The sequence below is a fragment of the Syntrophorhabdaceae bacterium genome, from assembly GCA_036504895.1.
GTDB lineage: Bacteria > Desulfobacterota > Syntrophorhabdia > Syntrophorhabdales > Syntrophorhabdaceae > PNOM01.
In genome coordinates this window covers 1-17,674 of record DASXUJ010000057.1, presented here as the reverse complement: position 1 = coordinate 17,674, position 17,674 = coordinate 1, and the positions used below count along the sequence as shown (strand labels likewise).

Below are 17,674 nucleotides of genomic sequence, written 5' to 3'. Positions count from 1 at the left end.
CGAAAGGTCGTCGTCGGCCATTAAATCCCCTGGTGTCCCATCATTACATCCCGAAGGTTCGCGCCCCGCAGGTCGGCCCCGGAAAGGGGGGCGACGGTCAGATGGCAGCCGGGGTATTCTTTTATGGAGATCAGTTTCTTGAGATCGCCCTCATTGAATGCCCACGGGACGCCGGCCGGAAATAAGACGGCAGCGGCGGCGAAGGAGAGGGCGAGGACGGGCCTTGCAGCTTTCATGAGAACCTCCCGGAAATCGATTCTCCAATTCTACCCGATTCCGGGAGGTAAGTCATCCGGAAAAAGAGGAGCGGAGCAGGGAGAAGATGGTTACCTATTTCAGCCGCTTGAGGGAAGCGGAAATAAAGGCAGGCAGGTCGTCCGGGCTCCGGCTCGAAATGAGGTTGCCGTCCTCTACGAGCTCCCGATCGATGAACTCCGCCCCCGCGTTGACGATGTCCTGGGCTACCGATCTCCATCCCGTGATCTTACGGCCGGAAAGGACTTTAGCGGAAATAAGGAGTTGTGGTCCGTGACAGATGACGAATACGGGTTTTCCGCTGTCGACGAACTCTTTCGTGAAGGCAACCGGCTCATGAAAGCCGCGGAGCTTGTCCGGGGAATAGCCCCCCGGTATGAGAAGGGCATCGAAGTCGGAGACGGAGACCTCCTCCACCGCTTTGTCCACAACCACGGGCGTGCCCTTGGCCTTGCCCTTCACCGTGGCACCCGCGCTAAGGCCGATATGGATAAGCGCATGCCCCGCCTCTTTAAATGCGCGGGCAGGCTCCGTATACTCGGAATCCTCAAACATGTCGGCAATGATCACCGCAATCTTCGCCATAGCACACCTCCGGCTAAATCGTATTTCTACGTGGAAATTAAGCAGGTCCGTGAGCGGTGTCAAGGCGAGGGGCGGGGAGAATGGCGCGGCCTGATCACTCAACATCCGGCCCTATTCCTGACGGGTGCCGGATCACAACCATAGGGAATAATTAAATATTATATACTTCTACCGGTAAACAAGAATTGTCGGAAAATTAATAATACTTGACAATAGCATCAATATATCTTGATATATTGATATGACTTTTGATGCCTGTATCGATATCGCCAAGGCCCTCGCGGATCAGACCAGACTGCGGATTTTCGCTCTCCTTGAAGGAATCGAGCTTTCGGTAAAAGAGATCACCGAGGTGATAGGCTCCGGGCAATCGGGGATGTCGAGACATCTCGGGATACTCGCCGGGTGCGGTATTCTCGAGTGCAGGAAAGACGGGCTCTGGTCCTTCTATATCACCGTAAAAACCGGTGGAGTAAGAGAGATGGTACAGCCCTATCTGAAGGTTCTTCTTGAATCCGATGAGACGAAGATTGACCGGGCGAAGGGGCACGAGATGATCGCGCGGCGTTCGAAAAAGACGCTCGGCTATTTCAACGCGGTCGCACGCGACTGGAACACTCACCGTTACGATATTCTCGGCGGCTTCGATCTCGACCGGGAGATACTTAAATATATCGGGAACGGTCCTGTCGCCGATATCGGATGCGGAAATGGCACGCTCGCGGAGATGATGCTTCAAAAAGGACTGAGCGTCATCGGGGTTGACGCCTCGCCGAAAATGATCGACGCCGCGCGAAAACGCGCGCAGGGTTCTGCCGTGCCTGGTGATTTCCGTATCGGTGAATGCGAACACCTTCCTCTGCGCGACAATGAGGTGTCCACGGTACTTGCCGTGCTTGTTCTCCATCATCTTTCAGATCCCGGGCGCGCCCTTTCTGAATTTGCCCGTGTATTAAAAAAAGAGGGCAAAGTGATAATTGCCGATCTCGACGCGCATAATAGCGAAAAACTCCGCAATGAGCAGCATGACCTGCGACTGGGGCTTTCGAAGAAAGAACTCGCGTCATGGCTTTCTCATGCCGGATTTTCATTCTGCGAGGATACACAGTTCAAACTTGCAAACGGTCTTGCCCTCGTGGTTTCGACAGCGATTAAATAAATTCAGTCTAAAGGAGAATATAATGAAAACAAAAGAACTTGACCTTTCACTCCCATATAAGGTGAAGGACATCGGGCTCGCGGAACTCGGGAGAAAACAACTTGTACTCGCTGAAAATGAAATGCCCGGACTCATGGCCGCGCGCGAAAAATACGGGAAAGAAAAACCCTTCAAGGGGCTCAAGATAGCGGGCTCGCTTCACATGACTATCGAGACCGCAATGCTTATCGAAACTCTCTTTGCCCTCGGCGCCGATATCCGCTGGGCGTCGTGCAATATCTTTTCTACCCAGGACGAGGCCGCTGCCGCGATTGCTGCCGCGGGTACCGCAAAAGTGTTTGCATGGAAGGGCGAATCGCTCGAGGACTACTGGTGGTGCACCGAGCAGATGCTCACATGGCCCGATGGCTCAGGCCCTGATATGATCGTCGATGACGGCGGGGACGCGACGCTCATGATTCATGAAGGGGCCAAGGCTGAAAAGGATCCGGCCGTCCTCTCGAAGAAATTTGACAACAAGGAATTCCAGATCATCATGGATCGTCTTGCCGATTCGTATGAACTCAATAAAACCAAGTGGACGAATATCGCGAAGAAGGTCAAGGGCGTGTCCGAGGAGACGACCACCGGCGTTCACCGCCTCTATCAGCTTCAGGATCGTGGAGAGCTTCTCTTCCCGGCAATCAACGTGAACGACTCGGTGACGAAATCGAAGTTCGACAACCTCTACGGCTGCCGTGAATCCCTGATTGACGGGATCAAGCGCGCGACGGACATCATGATTGCGGGCAAGACCTGCGTTATCGCCGGATACGGTGATGTCGGCAAGGGCTGCGCACAGGCGCTGCGCGGTATGGGCGCGACCGTGCTCGTCACCGAGATTGATCCTATCTGCGCGCTCCAGGCTGCGATGGAAGGATACCGTGTGGTTACCATGGAAGATGCGGCTCCTGTCGCGGATATTTTCGTGACCGCAACGGGTTGCGAGCATGTGATCACCGGTACACACATGGAGATGATGAAACATCAGGCGATCATCTGCAACATCGGTCACTTCGACAGTGAGATCGAGATGAGCTACCTTGAAAACAACTCAAAGTGCACACGTGAAAATGTGAAGCCTCAGGTCGATAAATGGACCGTCAACTCAGGCCGCACGATCGTGGTGCTCGCCGAAGGGCGTCTCGTGAACCTCGGCTGCGCGACAGGTCATCCATCGTTCGTGATGTCGAACTCATTCACGAACCAGACCCTTGCGCAGATCATGCTTTCGAAGGGCGGGCTTGAAACAAAAGTCTATGTTCTTCCGAAGTCACTCGATGAGGAAGTCGCACGACTCCATCTTTCACGGGTCAATGCGAAACTTACCACTCTTACGAAGAAACAGGCCGATTATCTCGGTATAGAGATCGAGGGACCCTACAAGGCTGATCATTATAGATATTAAAATCTATTATTGATTTTTGGGAAGGTTATTAAGAAAGCTCGCTGTTCTCGATGCACGGCCGTCCATCATGATACGAAATGATGGCCGGCCGGAGATATCTGTTGTGCCAAATTATGCGTCTTGTCAGTCCGCAGAAAGGGTTGGAATCTCTTCCGGCCTTTTCTGCGTGAGGGTCATAGGCGTCCTGTCTCATGGGAATTCGGCCCGTCCCCTTTCGGTCGATAACCAATGTAAGGTATTTCCGGCGATGGGACTGAAGAAAGGATATCTCCTTCAGGGTGTCTTCCCTATTATTGCCCTTGCCGCCAAAGCGGTAACTATCCCATAGGGTAGATTCACCAGCAACAGGTAAGCTGTGAAAATCGGCCCACCCTGGTTCAGTCCGAAAAGCCCCGCGCCTCTCATGGGCAGGAAGATCAGGTACAGCGCCAGCACCGGGGCGAGGAAGTAGAGAAGACCGAAGAGGTAGAGCCGCTTCCAGGCGGTCTTAACAAAAACTCCGAATAGAATGCCCCATAATCCTCCCCAGAACAGGGGCCTGTAAAGATCAGGCGGTTTCATGGATATGGGCGCCTTTACCCCGAATTGCGCGCTAATCCCGGACTCAAACAGGACGCGGCCGAAAAGGACTACGGCCAGTGCACCTATAACCCCCGCTACGAAACAGATTGCCAACCGCTGCAGCATGGTCAAACCTTTTTCGTCCATGGTCAAGCCCTCCTTAGTGGAATATAAGGCATTTGATTACGCTCGCGCAGGAGTATTTACAAGAAATCAAGCGAAGAAAGTGGCTATGGGGAAAAAGGAACATGCGGCAGCAACATGGCAGGGTTACCGATCCGACGAAGGAAGACGACCCTTGCCGCAATTCCAGCACTCGGCAAATTGCCCCTCTATCTCCTCGCCACAAGAATCACATTTCCAGGAAGGCAGCTCTTTTTCCGAGAGCGCCTCGTCAACGATGCGTTGTGCCTCCGGAAAATCCTCATCATCGACGCAAAGCTGAGGCCAGCATTCGATGGGCGGAATTTCACCGATTCCCGCAAGGAGAAACTCATTTTTCGTCCAGCACCTGATCCCGTGTTCCTCCAGAATATTCTGAAATATACTCACAAGGGCGATATTAGATGCACTGTAGACCGTTTTCATCTCACGTCCCCTTTCTTGCTTTTCCCCGATGGATCCAGCACCCGGCGAATCGCCTCTGCCATCTCGCGTTTGGCAATCGGCTTCATGAGGAACCCGCTGATCCCTGCCTTCTTCGCTATTTCAGGGGAGACGGCATCGCTGTGGCCCGTGCAGAGGATAATGGGAATGTTCGGTCGTATCCTGAGGAGTTCTTCGGCAAGGTTGAGGCCCTGCATATCGGGCATCGTCTGGTCCGTGATCACCAGGTCGAACCGGGAAGGATTTTTGGAAAAGATTTTTAGTGCTTTTATGCTGTCCGTCATTGCGGTGACCCGGTAACCGAGTTTTTCCAGCGCTGCTTTACCCAGTTTCGCAAGGGTATTCTCATCGTCGACGAAGAGGATGCGTTCAGAGCCCCTCGGGATCTCCTCGACCTGATGCCCGGATGAGGTCCCACGTTCCACCTTGGGGAGGAGTACGTGAAAGAGGGTCCCTGTTTTCCGCGAGCTTTTGACGGATATGTCGCCCCCCAGGCTCTTCACTATCCCATAGACTACGGCGAGCCCCATGCCGGTCCCCTGGCCCGGTTTTTTGGTGGTAAAGAATGGCTCGAATATCTTCTTCACCACTTTCGCATCGATGCCTGTGCCTGTATCTTTCACGGCAAGGAGCACGTAGGCTCCCGCAGCGAGGGTGGATCCAAGGGAAGAGTCGGGTTCGACCTCAAAATCGGCGAGGGTGATGCGGAGCCGGCCGCCCCTTTCCCTCATGGCATGTGCCGCATTGGTGCAGAGATTCATTACGATTTGCTGAATCTCGGTGGGATTTGCGAAGACTATATCGGACGTGGAGGCGTTATCCACCGTGATCTGAACCGCTGCAGGCAAAGAGGCCCTGAGCAATTTTATTGTTTCGTTGACGATGGATGACACGGACACGGGACTTCTCTCATATCCGGTTTTGCGGCTGAATGCGAGGATCTGTCTTACGAGGTCACGACCCCTCAGCCCGCTCTTGAGCACGAGCCCCAGGTGTCTGCGTGACGGGACCTCAGGGGGGAGATCGTCGAGTGCCATCTCCGTAAAACCGATAATGCCTGCAAGAATGTTGTTGAAGTCATGGGCAATGCCGCCGGCCAGCGTGCCGATTGCCTCCATCTTCTGGGCCTGAAGGAGGCGCGACTCAAGTTCAGCTTTTTGCTCTTCTGCCTGCTTACGCTGGGTTATGTCTTCGACCATGGAAAGGAAGTAAAGAAAGCGGCGGTCCTTGTCATGAATCGTGCTGACCGTCGAAGACCCCCACACAATTTCGTTATCCTTCCGGATGTAGCGCTTCTCGGTACGATAGACGCGAATCTCCCCTTTCAGGAGCATATCGCTATTTCGTCTGTCCTCGGCTATATGCTCGGGATGAATGATGTCCTGGACGGCGCGGGAGGTCAGTTCCTGTTCCGTATATCCAATCATGGCGCAAAAGGCCGCATTGGACCTGATAAAACGATAGTCGGAACCCACCATGACTATGCCGACGGGGCTTTCATCGAATACCGTCCGAAAACGTTCTTCGCTTTCCCGCAATGCCGCCTCGGCTTCCTTGCGCTCTGTAATATCCTGGTTTGCGCCATAGAGCCGCAGGGTGCGTCCTGCGGCATCCCTGCTGGCTCTTATTCGAGCCAGGATCTGGCGTACCACTCCGTCCCTGCGGATAATCCGGTGCTCGTATTCGTAAAAGTACTCCCGGGCCTTGTTCAGCAGGCGGTCCTGCCTGCCTTGCCGGAAGAGCGGAATATCGTCGGGGTGTACGAACCTTGCGGAATATGCCTCCGCGGTCATCCGGTAACCTCCTTCCCGGTCCGCGGTCGTCCCATAAAATGAATAGAAGGGATCATTGAAAATGAAAGTTTCGGCCACAGGATCAAATTCCCAATAGACGATGCGGGCGAGGTCCATTGTTTGAGCTAACCGGAACTGACTCGTGCGCAAAGCCTCTTCCGCGCTCTTGCGCTCGGTGATATCCATCATGGTGCCGCGGGCGCCGGAGACCCTGTCCCCTTTCATGACGGGCCTGGTCTTTGTCCGCACCCACCGGACATGGCCTGATTTGTCGATGACTCTGTAGTCGGAAGGGTACTCAATCCCTTTCATGAGCTCGGAAAACCTGCCCGCCAGTCGGCCGCGGTCATCTTTGTGTACAAAGTCGGTAAAATGTTTTCCCACGAGATCAGCAGGCTCGTATCCCATGATGTCCGTAATAACCGGACTGATATAGGTAATCGTGCCCCGGTCGTCGAGCTCATAGATGACATCACTGATAGTTTCCGTCAGACTGCGGTATTTTTCCTCGCTCTCTTTGAGCAAAGACTCCGCCCGCGTGCGGTCTGTGACGTCACGGACAATTCCGGCTATCCCGACAGTCTTACCGGCCAGAATTACAGGGGATTTGTAAGTCTCATAGAACCTCTCCCCGACGGGCTCTATAGTGACGACGAGCCTCTTCTCACGAATGGCCAACCTGTCGCTCTCCCGGCACGTTGCAGCGGCCTCCGGGGGCATAAGATCACCATCGGTCCTGCCCAGGATGTCCTCCTCATCGCGACCGAAGAATCGCACAATTGAGGAGTTGACCAGCTGGTACCGCAGATCGAGATCCTTCAGGAAAAAAAAGTCAGGACCGGCGTCAATGAGCAGCCGGAGTTGTGGGGGGGATAATCTCAGTCCCTCCTCTCCCCCTGCGCGCCCGGTCCCCGATCGTTCCAGTTCCCGAATTCTCTTTCTTAGGGTCGATATCTCTTCTATTAGCTCTGAGTTCGTCCTTGACGAATCATTCATAACCTGTAGTGGTGATAAATAAGGGTAAACTGATTAGAACATGGAAAGATACTATTGCCTGTATGCAGAAATGTCAATCGGCCGGCTTTCCGTGTGTTATGTCCCCACGGGGGTCAGCCTTGACTGAGATAAACTGTCGGACATTAAATGTGAATTAACCCGTGTCGATGGTTAAAGCGAACAGCTTTGCATTGATTCACACCTTACCGTTCTATTCCGTATTCCGTCCACCTTGCCCTTATCTTCTCCAACACGCTCTCTGTCAGCTTTATCTCTGTCAGCTTCTCCTTCCACTCGTACGGTATTGTGGCATTCAGTATGATCCGGGAGGTTATGGACTTGTCGCTGCCCGGCTCCAGGGCGGGGTCGAGGGGGGTCGCCCTGCCGCGATTGATGATCTGGGTTCCCCGGGCCGGATTGAACCTGGCGCCCAGGGCCCACCATACGCGGCTCAAGTCGTCGGCTGCGATATCGTGGTCTACTATTATGATGCCCTTACAGCAGTAGGAGGCCGTGTTGGTGGCGACTATCGCCTGAGCTACCTGTTCCGCATGACCCGGATACAACTGCTCCACACTTACAATCGTCCAGAACCTTCCTGCCGCCTCGGGGGGCATGTAGACGGACTTGATCCCCGGGATCTCCATCCTCGTGAGTTCCGTCCATAACGTGGCGCTTTGCGTGAAAGAGAGGAGCATATGCACGTCCGTGACCGGCCTTCCCGCGCTTGTCTCCCAAAGGACGGGATTATTCCTGTGATAGATACGCTTTACTTCGAGAGCCGGCTTGGGAATCGGCTTTAGGATCTCATCAGTATAATAGCCGATAAACTCGCCGAAGGGCCCTTCCTCTCTCAGACGCTCCGGGTCGATCTCTCCCTCAAGCACGATTTCCGCATCGGCCGGAATGGGAAGGCCGCTGAGACGGCCCCTGACGATATTTACCGGCGCCCCCCTGAGGGACCCCACCACGTCGTATTCGCTTGCCCCGGCCACCATGGCGGCCCCCCCAAGGAGAAGCAGGGGGTCTCCTCCGATGATGGCGGCTGCTGGCATCTTCCGGCCCATCTTCCGGTACTTTTCAAGTATCACGCCGCCCCTTTTCCCCTTCAGGATCTGAACGCCTACCGTTTTTGAGTCGAGCACCTGCATTCTGTAGGTGCCAAGGTTGACGGCGCCGGTCTCCGGGTCCTCCATCACGAGAAAAACCGTGGTGCCGAAGTAGCGTCCGCCGTCCAGCTCGTAGAATCTGGGCGAGGGGAAGGCCAGGACATCGGCCTTTTCCCCGTCGAGGATATTCTCGAAGATGGGGCCTTCCTCCCGTTCCTGCGCGGGCACGAGGTCCTGTACGGCCATATTCACCCACGCCCCCGAAAGCTCTACCATGGAAAGGCCGGGGCCTTTGCCGAGCATGAGGCCCAGCCTTTGGGTGGTAGCGAAGGCGCCCATGAAGAGCGGGCTCTCATACCCCTTCACGTGTTCGAATAAGAGGGCCGGACCTCCTTTCTCTTCGACAAGTTTAGAGATGTGGGAAACCTCGAGGTCCCAATCCACCTCGGTCCTTATCCTCCGGAGTTGTCCCTCCTTCTCGCACAGATCGATGAAATCCCTCAAATCCATCTGTTTCTCCCTCCCGAAAAAATGAGATAACCGATGTATTCCGACTCCGGACTATAATTCGATTATACCAGACAGAAATGTCTCTGACTATCGGAAGTTACTGTTATTCCATCATAATTTGTTATGGTGCAGAAGCTTTACTTGTAGCGCGATCCGAAAAGACTGCGAAGATGGTGAGCGAGATCATGGGGCGGGCGCCGAACAGGGTGCAGGGGCCGGACAGATTCACAGGGCGATCCGGCAGCTCGACCAGGTGATCCTTATCCTCTGTGGCCAACCCATTTGAGATATTTTGTTCTATAACCGGTAATCTGTTTATGCCACCACATATGAGCCGGTTCCCACGGCAACGAGCTCGTCGAGGTCGTTATGGAGCTCGATCCTGGTCACGGCAACCTTGTTTCCCGTTCTCAGCGTATAGCCCGTGGAGACGAAGCGTTTCCCTGTGCCGGGGCGGAGGAAATCGACACGAAGGTCGATGGTGCTCAGTCTTCCGAACCTGGCGAGCTTCGTCTCCAGGGCCGCTCCCGGCATCTTTTTCTGGATGCCCATAAAGGCCGCCAGGCCGCCGGTGACGTCGATTACCGAAGAAATGACCCCTCCGTGGAGGGTACCGCGCAGGTAATTTCCGATCAGCTCTTCCCTCATCCCGAATGCAACCTTTACGGTGTCATAACCGATCGTATCGACTTTCAAACCGAGGACTTGATTGAACGGGATCTTGCGGTCGAATATGTCGTTAATGGCCGCAAACAGGACATCATCGTGGTTCTTCTCCATTATTCCTCCCCGGCGCCGACAGGCCCCTTTTTGAACTGCTGAATAATACCTTTCCATGGGAATAAACTGCAACGGGTTTTTCTCTTTTTGCCGGATAAGCGAAGGACCTCCTTTTTTTCCACTGAAGACGTATATTAGAGATGGGGGAAAAGGAGGCCAATGTCATGGCTAAGAGGAGGTTCGCCGGGATCATCCTTGTTGTAGCGGCTGTCATCCTGCTGGTCCTCGCCGCGAGCAGTGTCGTTCTCCTGAAATATGGGAACCGGATGATCAAGGGAGAGCTCGAGCGAAGGCTCGGAAAGGCATTTTCGATCGACCGTATCGACCTTACATGGGGCCATGTAAAGGCGACGGGCATAAAAATGAAGAACAGGGAAGGCAAAGATACAGTGCGGATAGACAGCCTCTCGGCGAGGGCCGATTTTCTGCAATTCCTCCGGAAGGAATATGTCATTTCCAATCTGACCCTTAAAGGGGTCCATGTGCGGGTGGAGACGGACCGCAGCGGCGTCCTGATAAGCCCCGCTCTTCCTCCGGGGATCACCCGGGAAGGTCGGGGAGGGAAAGGAGAATCTGAGATCAGCGCTGCCAACCCTCTCTCCATCACCCGTTTGCATATCGAGGAGGGGGAGATCGATTATCTCGACCGGAAGACGGCCCCTACGCCGGTACTCACCAGGGTCAGGGACATCAGACTCGAGGCGAAAGACATTGCCCTTCCTTTTCCGGATGCCTTTACGACCTATGAATTAACAGGGAATATAGTGGGCAACTCAGGGATGGGCGCGGTGAAGAGCAATGGAAAAATTAAAATGAAAACCAAGGACTTGGAGGCCAAAGGCGAGGTAAGGCACCTCGATATCACAAACTTCAAGGCCTATTTTCAAAAGAACTCGAATGTCAACATTACGAGGGGTTTCCTTGATGTAGACATCAGTATGAAGATCGTCTCACGGAAGCTACACGCGCCGGGCAGGGCGGTGCTCAAAGACCTCGATTTTTCGAGCCGCCCGGGGGTGACAAACCAATTCATGGGAGTGCCGCTCTCCAAGGTCGTGGCATTTCTAAAGAAGAGCAGCAACCGGATACCGATAGATTTTACCCTTACGGGCGATCTTGACAACCCTAAAGTGAATATCAGGGATAACTTTATCAATACCCTCTCCCAGGGCCTGGCCGGCACACTCGGACTCTCTCTTAAGGATATAGGACAGTCTCTTGTGGACGTGGGATCAGGGGGAGCTAAAGGCCTTGGATTGAATATAGAGGAGATAGAAAAGGGTTTGAAGAACATTTTTACGAAATGAGGGGAAGGGTACCTTTCGCGGAAAACTCGTTTTTATCCAAAATGGATTATGATATAACCTATCCATTACTGTTTCACGAATGATGGAAGGGAGGAGAGGCGTTATGAGGGGGAAGGTCGGATATGCGTTTTTGGGAGGGGCAGTTCTTTTATTATGCGGATTTTCGGCATGGGCCCAGGAGAGGAGCCAGTTGGCAGACCTTCTCACCACAACGCCGTGGTGTTCTTTTAAATATAATAAAACAACGGGCTACAGCAGCACGACCCGCTATCAGTTTTTCAGGGACGGGAGGTATACTACCGGTGCGAAAAATGAGGGCCATTCGAGCGGGGTTGCCGGGAATTTCTCGAGCCAGCGGAACAGGACATCGGGCGGCAATTGGCAGCTCAAGGGCAATGCCCTTTTTGTGACGGCGAACGGAGTAATGCAGGAGCCGGTCTATCTCTCCGTCAAACAGAATAGTAATGGAATGCCCATCATAATCGCCGATGGCGTCGAATTCGTTCCGTGCCAATAAGGAGGGCGTATGTTCTTGAAGGACGGGAGATCACCGCACCCTCATTGAACGAATTTTTACGATCCCATGAGACGGCGGAGGCAAGGGGCATTATGAACCAGGACCAATACGTGCACGGGTATTCACAACGGGAGCGGGAGAGGCTGCATGATCAGGCATCGACCCTCACGGAACTCCTCCATGGCGATACCTTTTACCCCCGGGGCGCCAGGGTCCTCGAAGCAGGATGCGGTGTGGGGGCACAAACAATGATCCTCGCGAAAAAAAGCCCCGGGGCCGAATTCATTTCAATCGATATCTCTCCCCGATCACTTGAAAAAGCGGCCGCCCTGGCGGAAAGAGAAGGTCTTCCCAATGTCCGGTTCGAGACTGGGGACATCTATAACCTGAATTTTGACGAAGAGAGTTTCGACCATATCTTCGTCTGTTTTGTCCTGGAGCACCTTTCCCGGCCCCTGGAGGCCCTCATGAGCCTGAGAAAGGTTCTAAAGCCCGAAGGGTCCATTACGGTGATCGAAGGGGACCACGGCTCTGCCTATTTTTATCCCGAAAGCGAAAAAGCAGGCAAAACGATTGAATGTCTTATAAGAATACAGGCGGGAACAGGGGGAAATTCACTTATAGGCAGGCAACTATACCCGCTCCTGGCACACGCCGGTTTTACCGAAATCAAGGTGTCCCCCAGGGTGGTGTACGTTGATTCAAGCATGCCGGGGCTGGTGGAAGGGTTTACGAAGAATACCTTTATCGCCATGGTGGAAGGGGTGAAGGAGCAGGCCCTGGGGCTCGGCATGATCGATAAGGCCGCGTGGGAAGAGGGCATAGAAGAACTCAAAAAGACTGCCGGAAATGACGGAACATTCAGCTATACCTTTTTTAAGGGAGTGGCACGGAGGTAGGGACGATCATTTGTTCTTCATCCGCTGCCTGACCTCGTCCCTCAGCTTGTCCGCACAATCCGGGCAGAGGCCGTGGCTGAAGATGGCATCGGTATGCTTGCTCAGGTACGCCTCAAGCTGGTTCCAATACCCTTCGTCGTCCCTGATCTTCTTGCACGAGGCGCAGATGGGGATGAATCCTTTCAGGGTCTTGATTTCCGCAAGGGCCGCCTGGAGGTCCGCAATCAGCTTTTCCTGCTGTTTTTCTTTTTCCCGGAGGGCGTCTTCCGCGCGTTTTATGCGGTCCATGGCTTGAACGCGGGCGACAAGCTCCTTATTCGAGACGGGTTTGACGATGTATCCGTCCGCCCCGATCTGGAGCCCCTTTGCCTGATTGTCGGAAGAAACCTGTATCCCCGACGTGAGGATCACGAAGGTGCCTTCCAGAGAATGATCGCTTTTGATTTTCCTGCAGACCGTGTCGCCCCTCATGTCGGGGAGCATCACGTCGAGCAACACCAGGCCGGGTCGCTCGGCATAGACCGTCTCGAGGCATCCCCTGCCCGTCGCCGCCTTTACAACCGGATATCCCGCTTTTGACAGTACTGAAGCCATGAGCAGGAGAACTTCGGGATCATCGTCACATACCAGTGTTTTGATGCCGTCTGTCAAGGCCGTCCCCTTTTCTGTTCAATAGGGTCGCGGAATGCGGGCTGAACACCGGCTTACTCGTGGAGAGGCGAAGAACAAGTAAGACGAAGAGGTGGTCGCAAAAAGACCCGTCCCGAATATATCCCGGGTAGACAACTGTGCCGCAAGTGCCCTCACCCGGTATTTTATTATTTCAAAATTAAATATAATGGTGGAGGGGATGAAGGTCAAGGCTTTGACGAGAAAAAGATTTGACCTCCGGAAGAAGGTTCAAAAAAGGGGTCCCCAACGATGGATTGTGGGCCATTGGCGCAAAATACCAGAGATAGACGATTACCTTTAGCGATGGGGAAGGGTGGGGAAGAAAATATATAAAAGTGAAGAAAAAGGAGCTTCAGGGACGGCCGTAAGGCCGCCCCCTCAGTTTAATATGTGGTAATGAGCTTCTATTCTCTGTTTGCACACAGGACAGAGAGGCTCGATCAGGGTGTACTTCTTCCCCAATACGTCCACCTCTCTAAAATAGACCGCCGGTGCATCCGCGATTTCCTTTGCCGTAAACATCTTTCCGCAAGTACATCTGGGATACTCCTGGCGAACCATGGACCCCTTGAAAACATCGTCCGAAAACTCATGAACCAGCTTTTTTTCGTTGTTTGTCATGTATTTATTATAATACAATTATCCCGATTGCGCAAGGCCCTCCGGGGAGGGCCTTGGTCGGTGAGGCGGCGTGGGGGGGAAGGGCCCGTTCGAGGATAAAAAGGCGGCAGGGTCTCGTGGAACCCTGCCGCCTGAAACTTCGGGCAAACTTGCCTACCGCCCTTTACCTTTGAGGTTAGCGATGATGACGGTCCGTCTTGCATCGGGATCATTTGACGTAATGGTAATGGTACCGATCACGTTGTCGGTCGTGGTGGGGGTGAATGTGGCCGCCAGCTCGCATGACTGACCTTGCGTGAGAGTGGCCGGGCAGTCGCTGCTATCTACCGTAAAAGACGCATCGCCGCCGGGGACAATGCTTGCAATATCAAGGTCTGAAATCCCCGTATTCTTGACCCTCAGCACCTTTACCGACGGACTTCCTATGGGTATGACGCCGAAATTCGTGGTAATGGGGGTGACGGAGCTCACCGGCGCCTTGGCGTTTGCGGTGAGTCTCACGATGATCGCCGGTTTCTTCGGAGCATCGGAGGCGATGGTCAGATCGGCCGTGCGGATGCCGTAGTCCGTTGCATTAACCTGTGCGGTAAAAGTGCAGGTGGCTAATCGTTCAATGGGGGGACAGGCGGCGCCGGTCAGGGTGAATTCGCCCGCGGGGCTCACGGTGATGCTGTCCACGTTCAACGGGGCACAGTGGATGGGACCGGTATTTTTGATGGTAATTGTTTTTGCGGCAGAGGGAACACCCTCTTTCACAATGCCAAAATTGACCGTCATGGGGGAGACGGTGATAACCGGCGGAGGAATGAGGCGGTTATACGCATCATAGACGTTGATCCTTTTCTTGGTGACGGAAGGACATTTTCCCGTATCCCTGACGCTCACCCCGGTTGCAACGAGACCATTGAGGACGTCGGTCACCGTGGCGTCAGCCCGGTCCGCCTTGATGAGCGCCCAGGCGCCCGCGACATGGGGCGCTGCCATGGAAGTGCCGTTCCACGAGTCGTACGTGCCGCCCGGAACAGAAGAGGTGATAGCCGAGCCCGGAGCGAGGATACTCAGGAACGAGGCGCTGTTGGAGTAGTCGGCCACCAGGTCGTCACTGTCCGTGGCGCCCACGCTTACGGCGGTGGAAATACAGCCGGGAGAGCCCATGGAGCCGCAGTAACCGCTGTTTCCGCTTGATATCACCGAGGCAATGCCTACCCCCCTCAAAAGATCGATCACGGCTTTAACGGCCCCGTTCGCGCGATTGCAGGAACCGGCGCTGAAATACTCTCCGCCGCCCAGACTCATATTTACCGCGGCGATGTTAAAGCCGTTGCGCAGCTCATAGACGCGCTCGAGGCCCTTGATCTGGTCGGAAGAGAAGGATAGGGCGCATGTCGGACTTCCGCCGCATGCGCCCGCGTTGTCAAAGCGGGAGAATACCTGAACGGCAATAAGTGACGCACCCGGAGCCATGCCGGGTCCCGGGCTGCCGACTATGCCGCTCCTGCCTGCCACGGTGCCGGACACGTGTGTTCCATGATCACAATCTCCCGCAGGGCAGACGCCCGTGCCATAGGGCAGCGCCGAATCGACAGCCGTTGATTCCGGCGCCTGACCCGGGCAGAGAGAGGTGCTGTTGTAGGTCTCGTTATTGGAAGAGTAGCACGCCTCCGATGCGACCGCGCCAGCAAGATAAGGATGGGTTTTATCCACGCCCGTATCGAGGACCGCTACATATGCCCCCGAGCCTGTATGGCCCGCTGCATGGAGAACGTTCGCCTCTACCTGGATAGTATCCCATCCCGGCGTGGCCATGGGTTTGGAGAGCACATCCTCTTCGATCGCCGCGACGCGCGATGAGGCCGCAAGAGCTGCAAGGGCCGTTTTGTCCGCCCTTAATAATATATAAGGGACATATTTATAGCGGTAAGATTCCGCCGTCTTTATGCCCATCCCTTCGAGCTCTGAAATAAGGCTTTTCTGTGCCGCCGCCATGGCAGCACGTTGAGAATTCATTTCAGTCTGGCTGAGGGAAAGCTCCGGAGTAAAGGGAGCTTCAATCCGGACCAGCGTCCGGACGCTGCCCGCGCTCGCGGCCTTTGCCGCCAAACGGGTATATGCCTCGGGACTCGCAAACTTCGCGAGCGTTTTGTCCTCCCTTTGCGTCTGTGCCCATCCATGACCGGCAGTAAAGGCCGCGACAAAGGCGCACGAAAGGAGCGCTACCTTAATCCATCCAATAGTTTTCCCCATTGTCATTCTCCTTGATTTCTGTCTGCATCTGCAGGCAGAAGGTGCGAAGCTTCCAAAGCTCCTCATAGCAAGCGTTGCAATTCTTACCAATTTGATTGCCAATAAATATGCCCTTATCGCGGCACCTGTGTCAATATATCTTAGCCCCTCTTCCTTTTTCTGTGAGACCGGTCACGTCGATCCTCCGTCTTCCGGAAGGAGCCCGCAGTAAGGCGCAAAAGGCTTGACACCCGACTGTTTGGATATTATACTGGTTTAGGTATTTAGAAACAAGTGAACGAAGAGGTCCTTATGGTTTCGAGCAGAGATATGAAGGTTTTTGAGCTCCAATCGGAAATATGTCAGACCCTCGCGAACCCGAAGAGACTCTTCATCCTCCACCTCCTGAAAGACGGAGAGATGGCCGTGGGGGACATAATAAAAGCGATGGGTATAAGCAAGGCGAATCTCTCCCAGCATCTCACGATATTGAGACAAAAAGGCATAGTCACATCGAGAAGGGAAGGGCTCGCGGTGTACTATAAGCTCGCCGTCCCAAAAATTACGGAGGCCTGCGGAATAATGCGCGACGTACTGCTCGATTCGCTTAGAGAAAAAGATGGGATCGCCAGGGCGCTTCAGCACAGAACAGACGGGGAGAATGGCTGACAGGTTTGGATCTCCCTTTTTTTATCATAAAGTTGCATTGTTGCGAAACAGGTAAATAAAAGAGGTAATATGGGGAGGCACATGATGGGGCCGGCTATTCAGAAAGGAATAAATAGAATGGAAGATCAAACATTCCGGAAGAGCGATGGCGCGCAAGGTCCGCGGACAAAACCGGGAGACAGGGGGACGGCACGAATAAAGAAAACGAGGAAGGGGAAGCAGGTTGTCATGGGGGCTCTTTTCCTGGTTCTTCTCGGGCTGGGCTGGATCTTTCCCCTTATCGGTTATTTCATTCCCCTATGTATGGCGGCGGGCGTGGGTATGGCCTTCTTCAAGGGAAGAAAATGGTGCAACTGGTACTGCCCGAGGGGCTCCTTTGCCGATGGATACATGAAGTGTATCAGCCCCGGCAGGAGGATTCCCGTATGGCTCCGGGGCTTACCCCTGAGGATAGGGGTACTTACCTTTCTTTTGGCCATGCTCGGATTCCAGATCACGAGATTGTGGCCCGACTTCACCGGAATAGGCGGTTTCTTCATGGTCCTCCTCACCATTACGACGGCTTTAGGAGTAATTTTGGCCCTGGCAGTCCATCAGCGGGCATGGTGCTACATATGCCCCATAGGCACCATGTCAAACTGGGTAGGCAGGAACAAGTATCCGCTGGCGTTCGACGAGGAGAAATGTGTGGAATGTAACGCCTGCGCAAAGTCATGTCCCATGCAACTGTCTCCGTACTCCAGGGAGACAACCGGCATGGAAGGCCAAGGAGACTGCCTGAAATGCGGCCTCTGCGTCGCCACCTGCCCCAAAAGTGCGCTGACGTTTAAGTAAGGCAGTCGCTAGTCGCTAGTCTCTAGTCGTTAGTGAAAAAAACTGAAGAAATTGAAAAAATAGACTGCAACTTCACCGAGGAAAGTCGTTATTTTGTTTAGATATTAGATATTAGATATTAGATATTAGAT

At 54.0% G+C, this 17,674-nt stretch carries 17 protein-coding genes; 7 read left to right on the top strand and 10 right to left on the bottom strand.

The window, feature by feature from the left end; all coding sequences use genetic code 11:
• Positions 1-20: 20 nt before the first annotated feature.
• Together VGJ94_07430 and VGJ94_07425 are read right to left on the bottom strand one after the other, a co-directional pair.
• Positions 21-236, bottom strand: coding sequence for a hypothetical protein (locus tag VGJ94_07430; GenBank protein HEY3276437.1), 216 nt, complete (start codon positions 234-236; stop codon positions 21-23).
• A gap of 94 nt (positions 237-330) precedes the next feature.
• Positions 331-840: a type 1 glutamine amidotransferase domain-containing protein gene (locus VGJ94_07425; GenBank protein ID HEY3276436.1), complete on the bottom strand. Its 510-nt coding sequence runs from the start codon at positions 838-840 to the stop codon at positions 331-333.
• A gap of 241 nt (positions 841-1,081) precedes the next feature.
• Between VGJ94_07425 and VGJ94_07420 the strand changes: the two genes are divergently transcribed.
• Both VGJ94_07420 and ahcY read left to right on the top strand, forming a co-directional pair.
• Positions 1,082-1,999 (top strand): metalloregulator ArsR/SmtB family transcription factor, encoded by a 918-nt coding sequence (locus VGJ94_07420; GenBank protein ID HEY3276435.1) that lies wholly within the window; start codon positions 1,082-1,084, stop codon positions 1,997-1,999.
• 22 nt (positions 2,000-2,021) lie between these two features.
• On the top strand, positions 2,022-3,446 hold the full coding sequence (ahcY, locus tag VGJ94_07415) for an adenosylhomocysteinase (GenBank protein HEY3276434.1): 1,425 nt from the start codon (positions 2,022-2,024) through the stop codon (positions 3,444-3,446).
• A gap of 273 nt (positions 3,447-3,719) precedes the next feature.
• On the opposite strand, the gene VGJ94_07410 is transcribed toward ahcY, so the two are convergent.
• The 5 genes from VGJ94_07410 to VGJ94_07390 all read right to left on the bottom strand — a co-directional run bounded on the left by VGJ94_07410 (position 3,720) and on the right by VGJ94_07390 (position 9,801).
• Positions 3,720-4,154: a hypothetical protein gene (locus VGJ94_07410; protein HEY3276433.1), complete on the bottom strand. Its 435-nt coding sequence runs from the start codon at positions 4,152-4,154 to the stop codon at positions 3,720-3,722.
• Between the two features lie 123 nt (positions 4,155-4,277).
• Entirely contained in the window at positions 4,278-4,595 is a 318-nt protein-coding gene (locus VGJ94_07405) for a DUF2007 domain-containing protein (GenBank protein ID HEY3276432.1), read from the bottom strand.
• Complete coding sequence (locus VGJ94_07400; GenBank protein HEY3276431.1) at positions 4,592-7,402, bottom strand: PAS domain S-box protein; 2,811 nt, start codon at positions 7,400-7,402, stop codon at positions 4,592-4,594. The genes VGJ94_07405 and VGJ94_07400 overlap by 4 nt, the downstream gene beginning before the upstream one ends.
• 203 nt (positions 7,403-7,605) lie before the next feature.
• Positions 7,606-9,021 (bottom strand): phenylphosphate carboxylase subunit beta, encoded by a 1,416-nt coding sequence (ppcB, locus tag VGJ94_07395; GenBank protein ID HEY3276430.1) that lies wholly within the window; start codon positions 9,019-9,021, stop codon positions 7,606-7,608.
• Positions 9,022-9,336: 315 nt separating this feature from the next.
• A complete protein-coding gene (locus VGJ94_07390; protein HEY3276429.1) occupies positions 9,337-9,801 on the bottom strand; it encodes a thioesterase family protein in 465 nt (154 codons plus the stop codon).
• 164 nt (positions 9,802-9,965) lie between these two features.
• Between VGJ94_07390 and VGJ94_07385 the strand changes: the two genes are divergently transcribed.
• The 3 genes from VGJ94_07385 to VGJ94_07375 all read left to right on the top strand — a co-directional run bounded on the left by VGJ94_07385 (position 9,966) and on the right by VGJ94_07375 (position 12,524).
• On the top strand, positions 9,966-11,108 hold the full coding sequence (locus tag VGJ94_07385) for a DUF748 domain-containing protein (GenBank protein ID HEY3276428.1): 1,143 nt from the start codon (positions 9,966-9,968) through the stop codon (positions 11,106-11,108).
• A gap of 103 nt (positions 11,109-11,211) precedes the next feature.
• Positions 11,212-11,625, top strand: coding sequence for a hypothetical protein (locus VGJ94_07380; GenBank protein HEY3276427.1), 414 nt, complete (start codon positions 11,212-11,214; stop codon positions 11,623-11,625).
• Between the two features lie 44 nt (positions 11,626-11,669).
• Complete coding sequence (locus tag VGJ94_07375) at positions 11,670-12,524, top strand: methyltransferase domain-containing protein (protein HEY3276426.1); 855 nt, start codon at positions 11,670-11,672, stop codon at positions 12,522-12,524.
• Between the two features lie 6 nt (positions 12,525-12,530).
• Here the strand turns inward: VGJ94_07375 and VGJ94_07370 are convergent, their stop codons facing one another.
• From VGJ94_07370 to VGJ94_07360, 3 genes are all read right to left on the bottom strand, one after another.
• The gene (locus tag VGJ94_07370; GenBank protein ID HEY3276425.1) at positions 12,531-13,175 is read right to left on the bottom strand and encodes a response regulator; all 645 of its coding nucleotides are present in this window, start codon (positions 13,173-13,175) and stop codon (positions 12,531-12,533) included.
• A 399-nt stretch (positions 13,176-13,574) separates the two neighbouring features.
• A complete protein-coding gene (locus tag VGJ94_07365; GenBank protein HEY3276424.1) occupies positions 13,575-13,817 on the bottom strand; it encodes a hypothetical protein in 243 nt (80 codons plus the stop codon).
• Positions 13,818-13,970: 153 nt separating this feature from the next.
• Positions 13,971-16,061, bottom strand: coding sequence for a S8 family serine peptidase (locus tag VGJ94_07360; protein ID HEY3276423.1), 2,091 nt, complete (start codon positions 16,059-16,061; stop codon positions 13,971-13,973).
• A 291-nt stretch (positions 16,062-16,352) separates the two neighbouring features.
• Here VGJ94_07360 and VGJ94_07355 point away from each other — a divergent pair, with 291 nt between their 5' ends.
• Together VGJ94_07355 and VGJ94_07350 are read left to right on the top strand one after the other, a co-directional pair.
• Positions 16,353-16,709, top strand: coding sequence for a metalloregulator ArsR/SmtB family transcription factor (locus VGJ94_07355; GenBank protein HEY3276422.1), 357 nt, complete (start codon positions 16,353-16,355; stop codon positions 16,707-16,709).
• A gap of 117 nt (positions 16,710-16,826) precedes the next feature.
• The gene (locus tag VGJ94_07350; protein HEY3276421.1) at positions 16,827-17,543 is read left to right on the top strand and encodes a 4Fe-4S binding protein; all 717 of its coding nucleotides are present in this window, start codon (positions 16,827-16,829) and stop codon (positions 17,541-17,543) included.
• Positions 17,544-17,674: the final 131 nt, after the last annotated feature.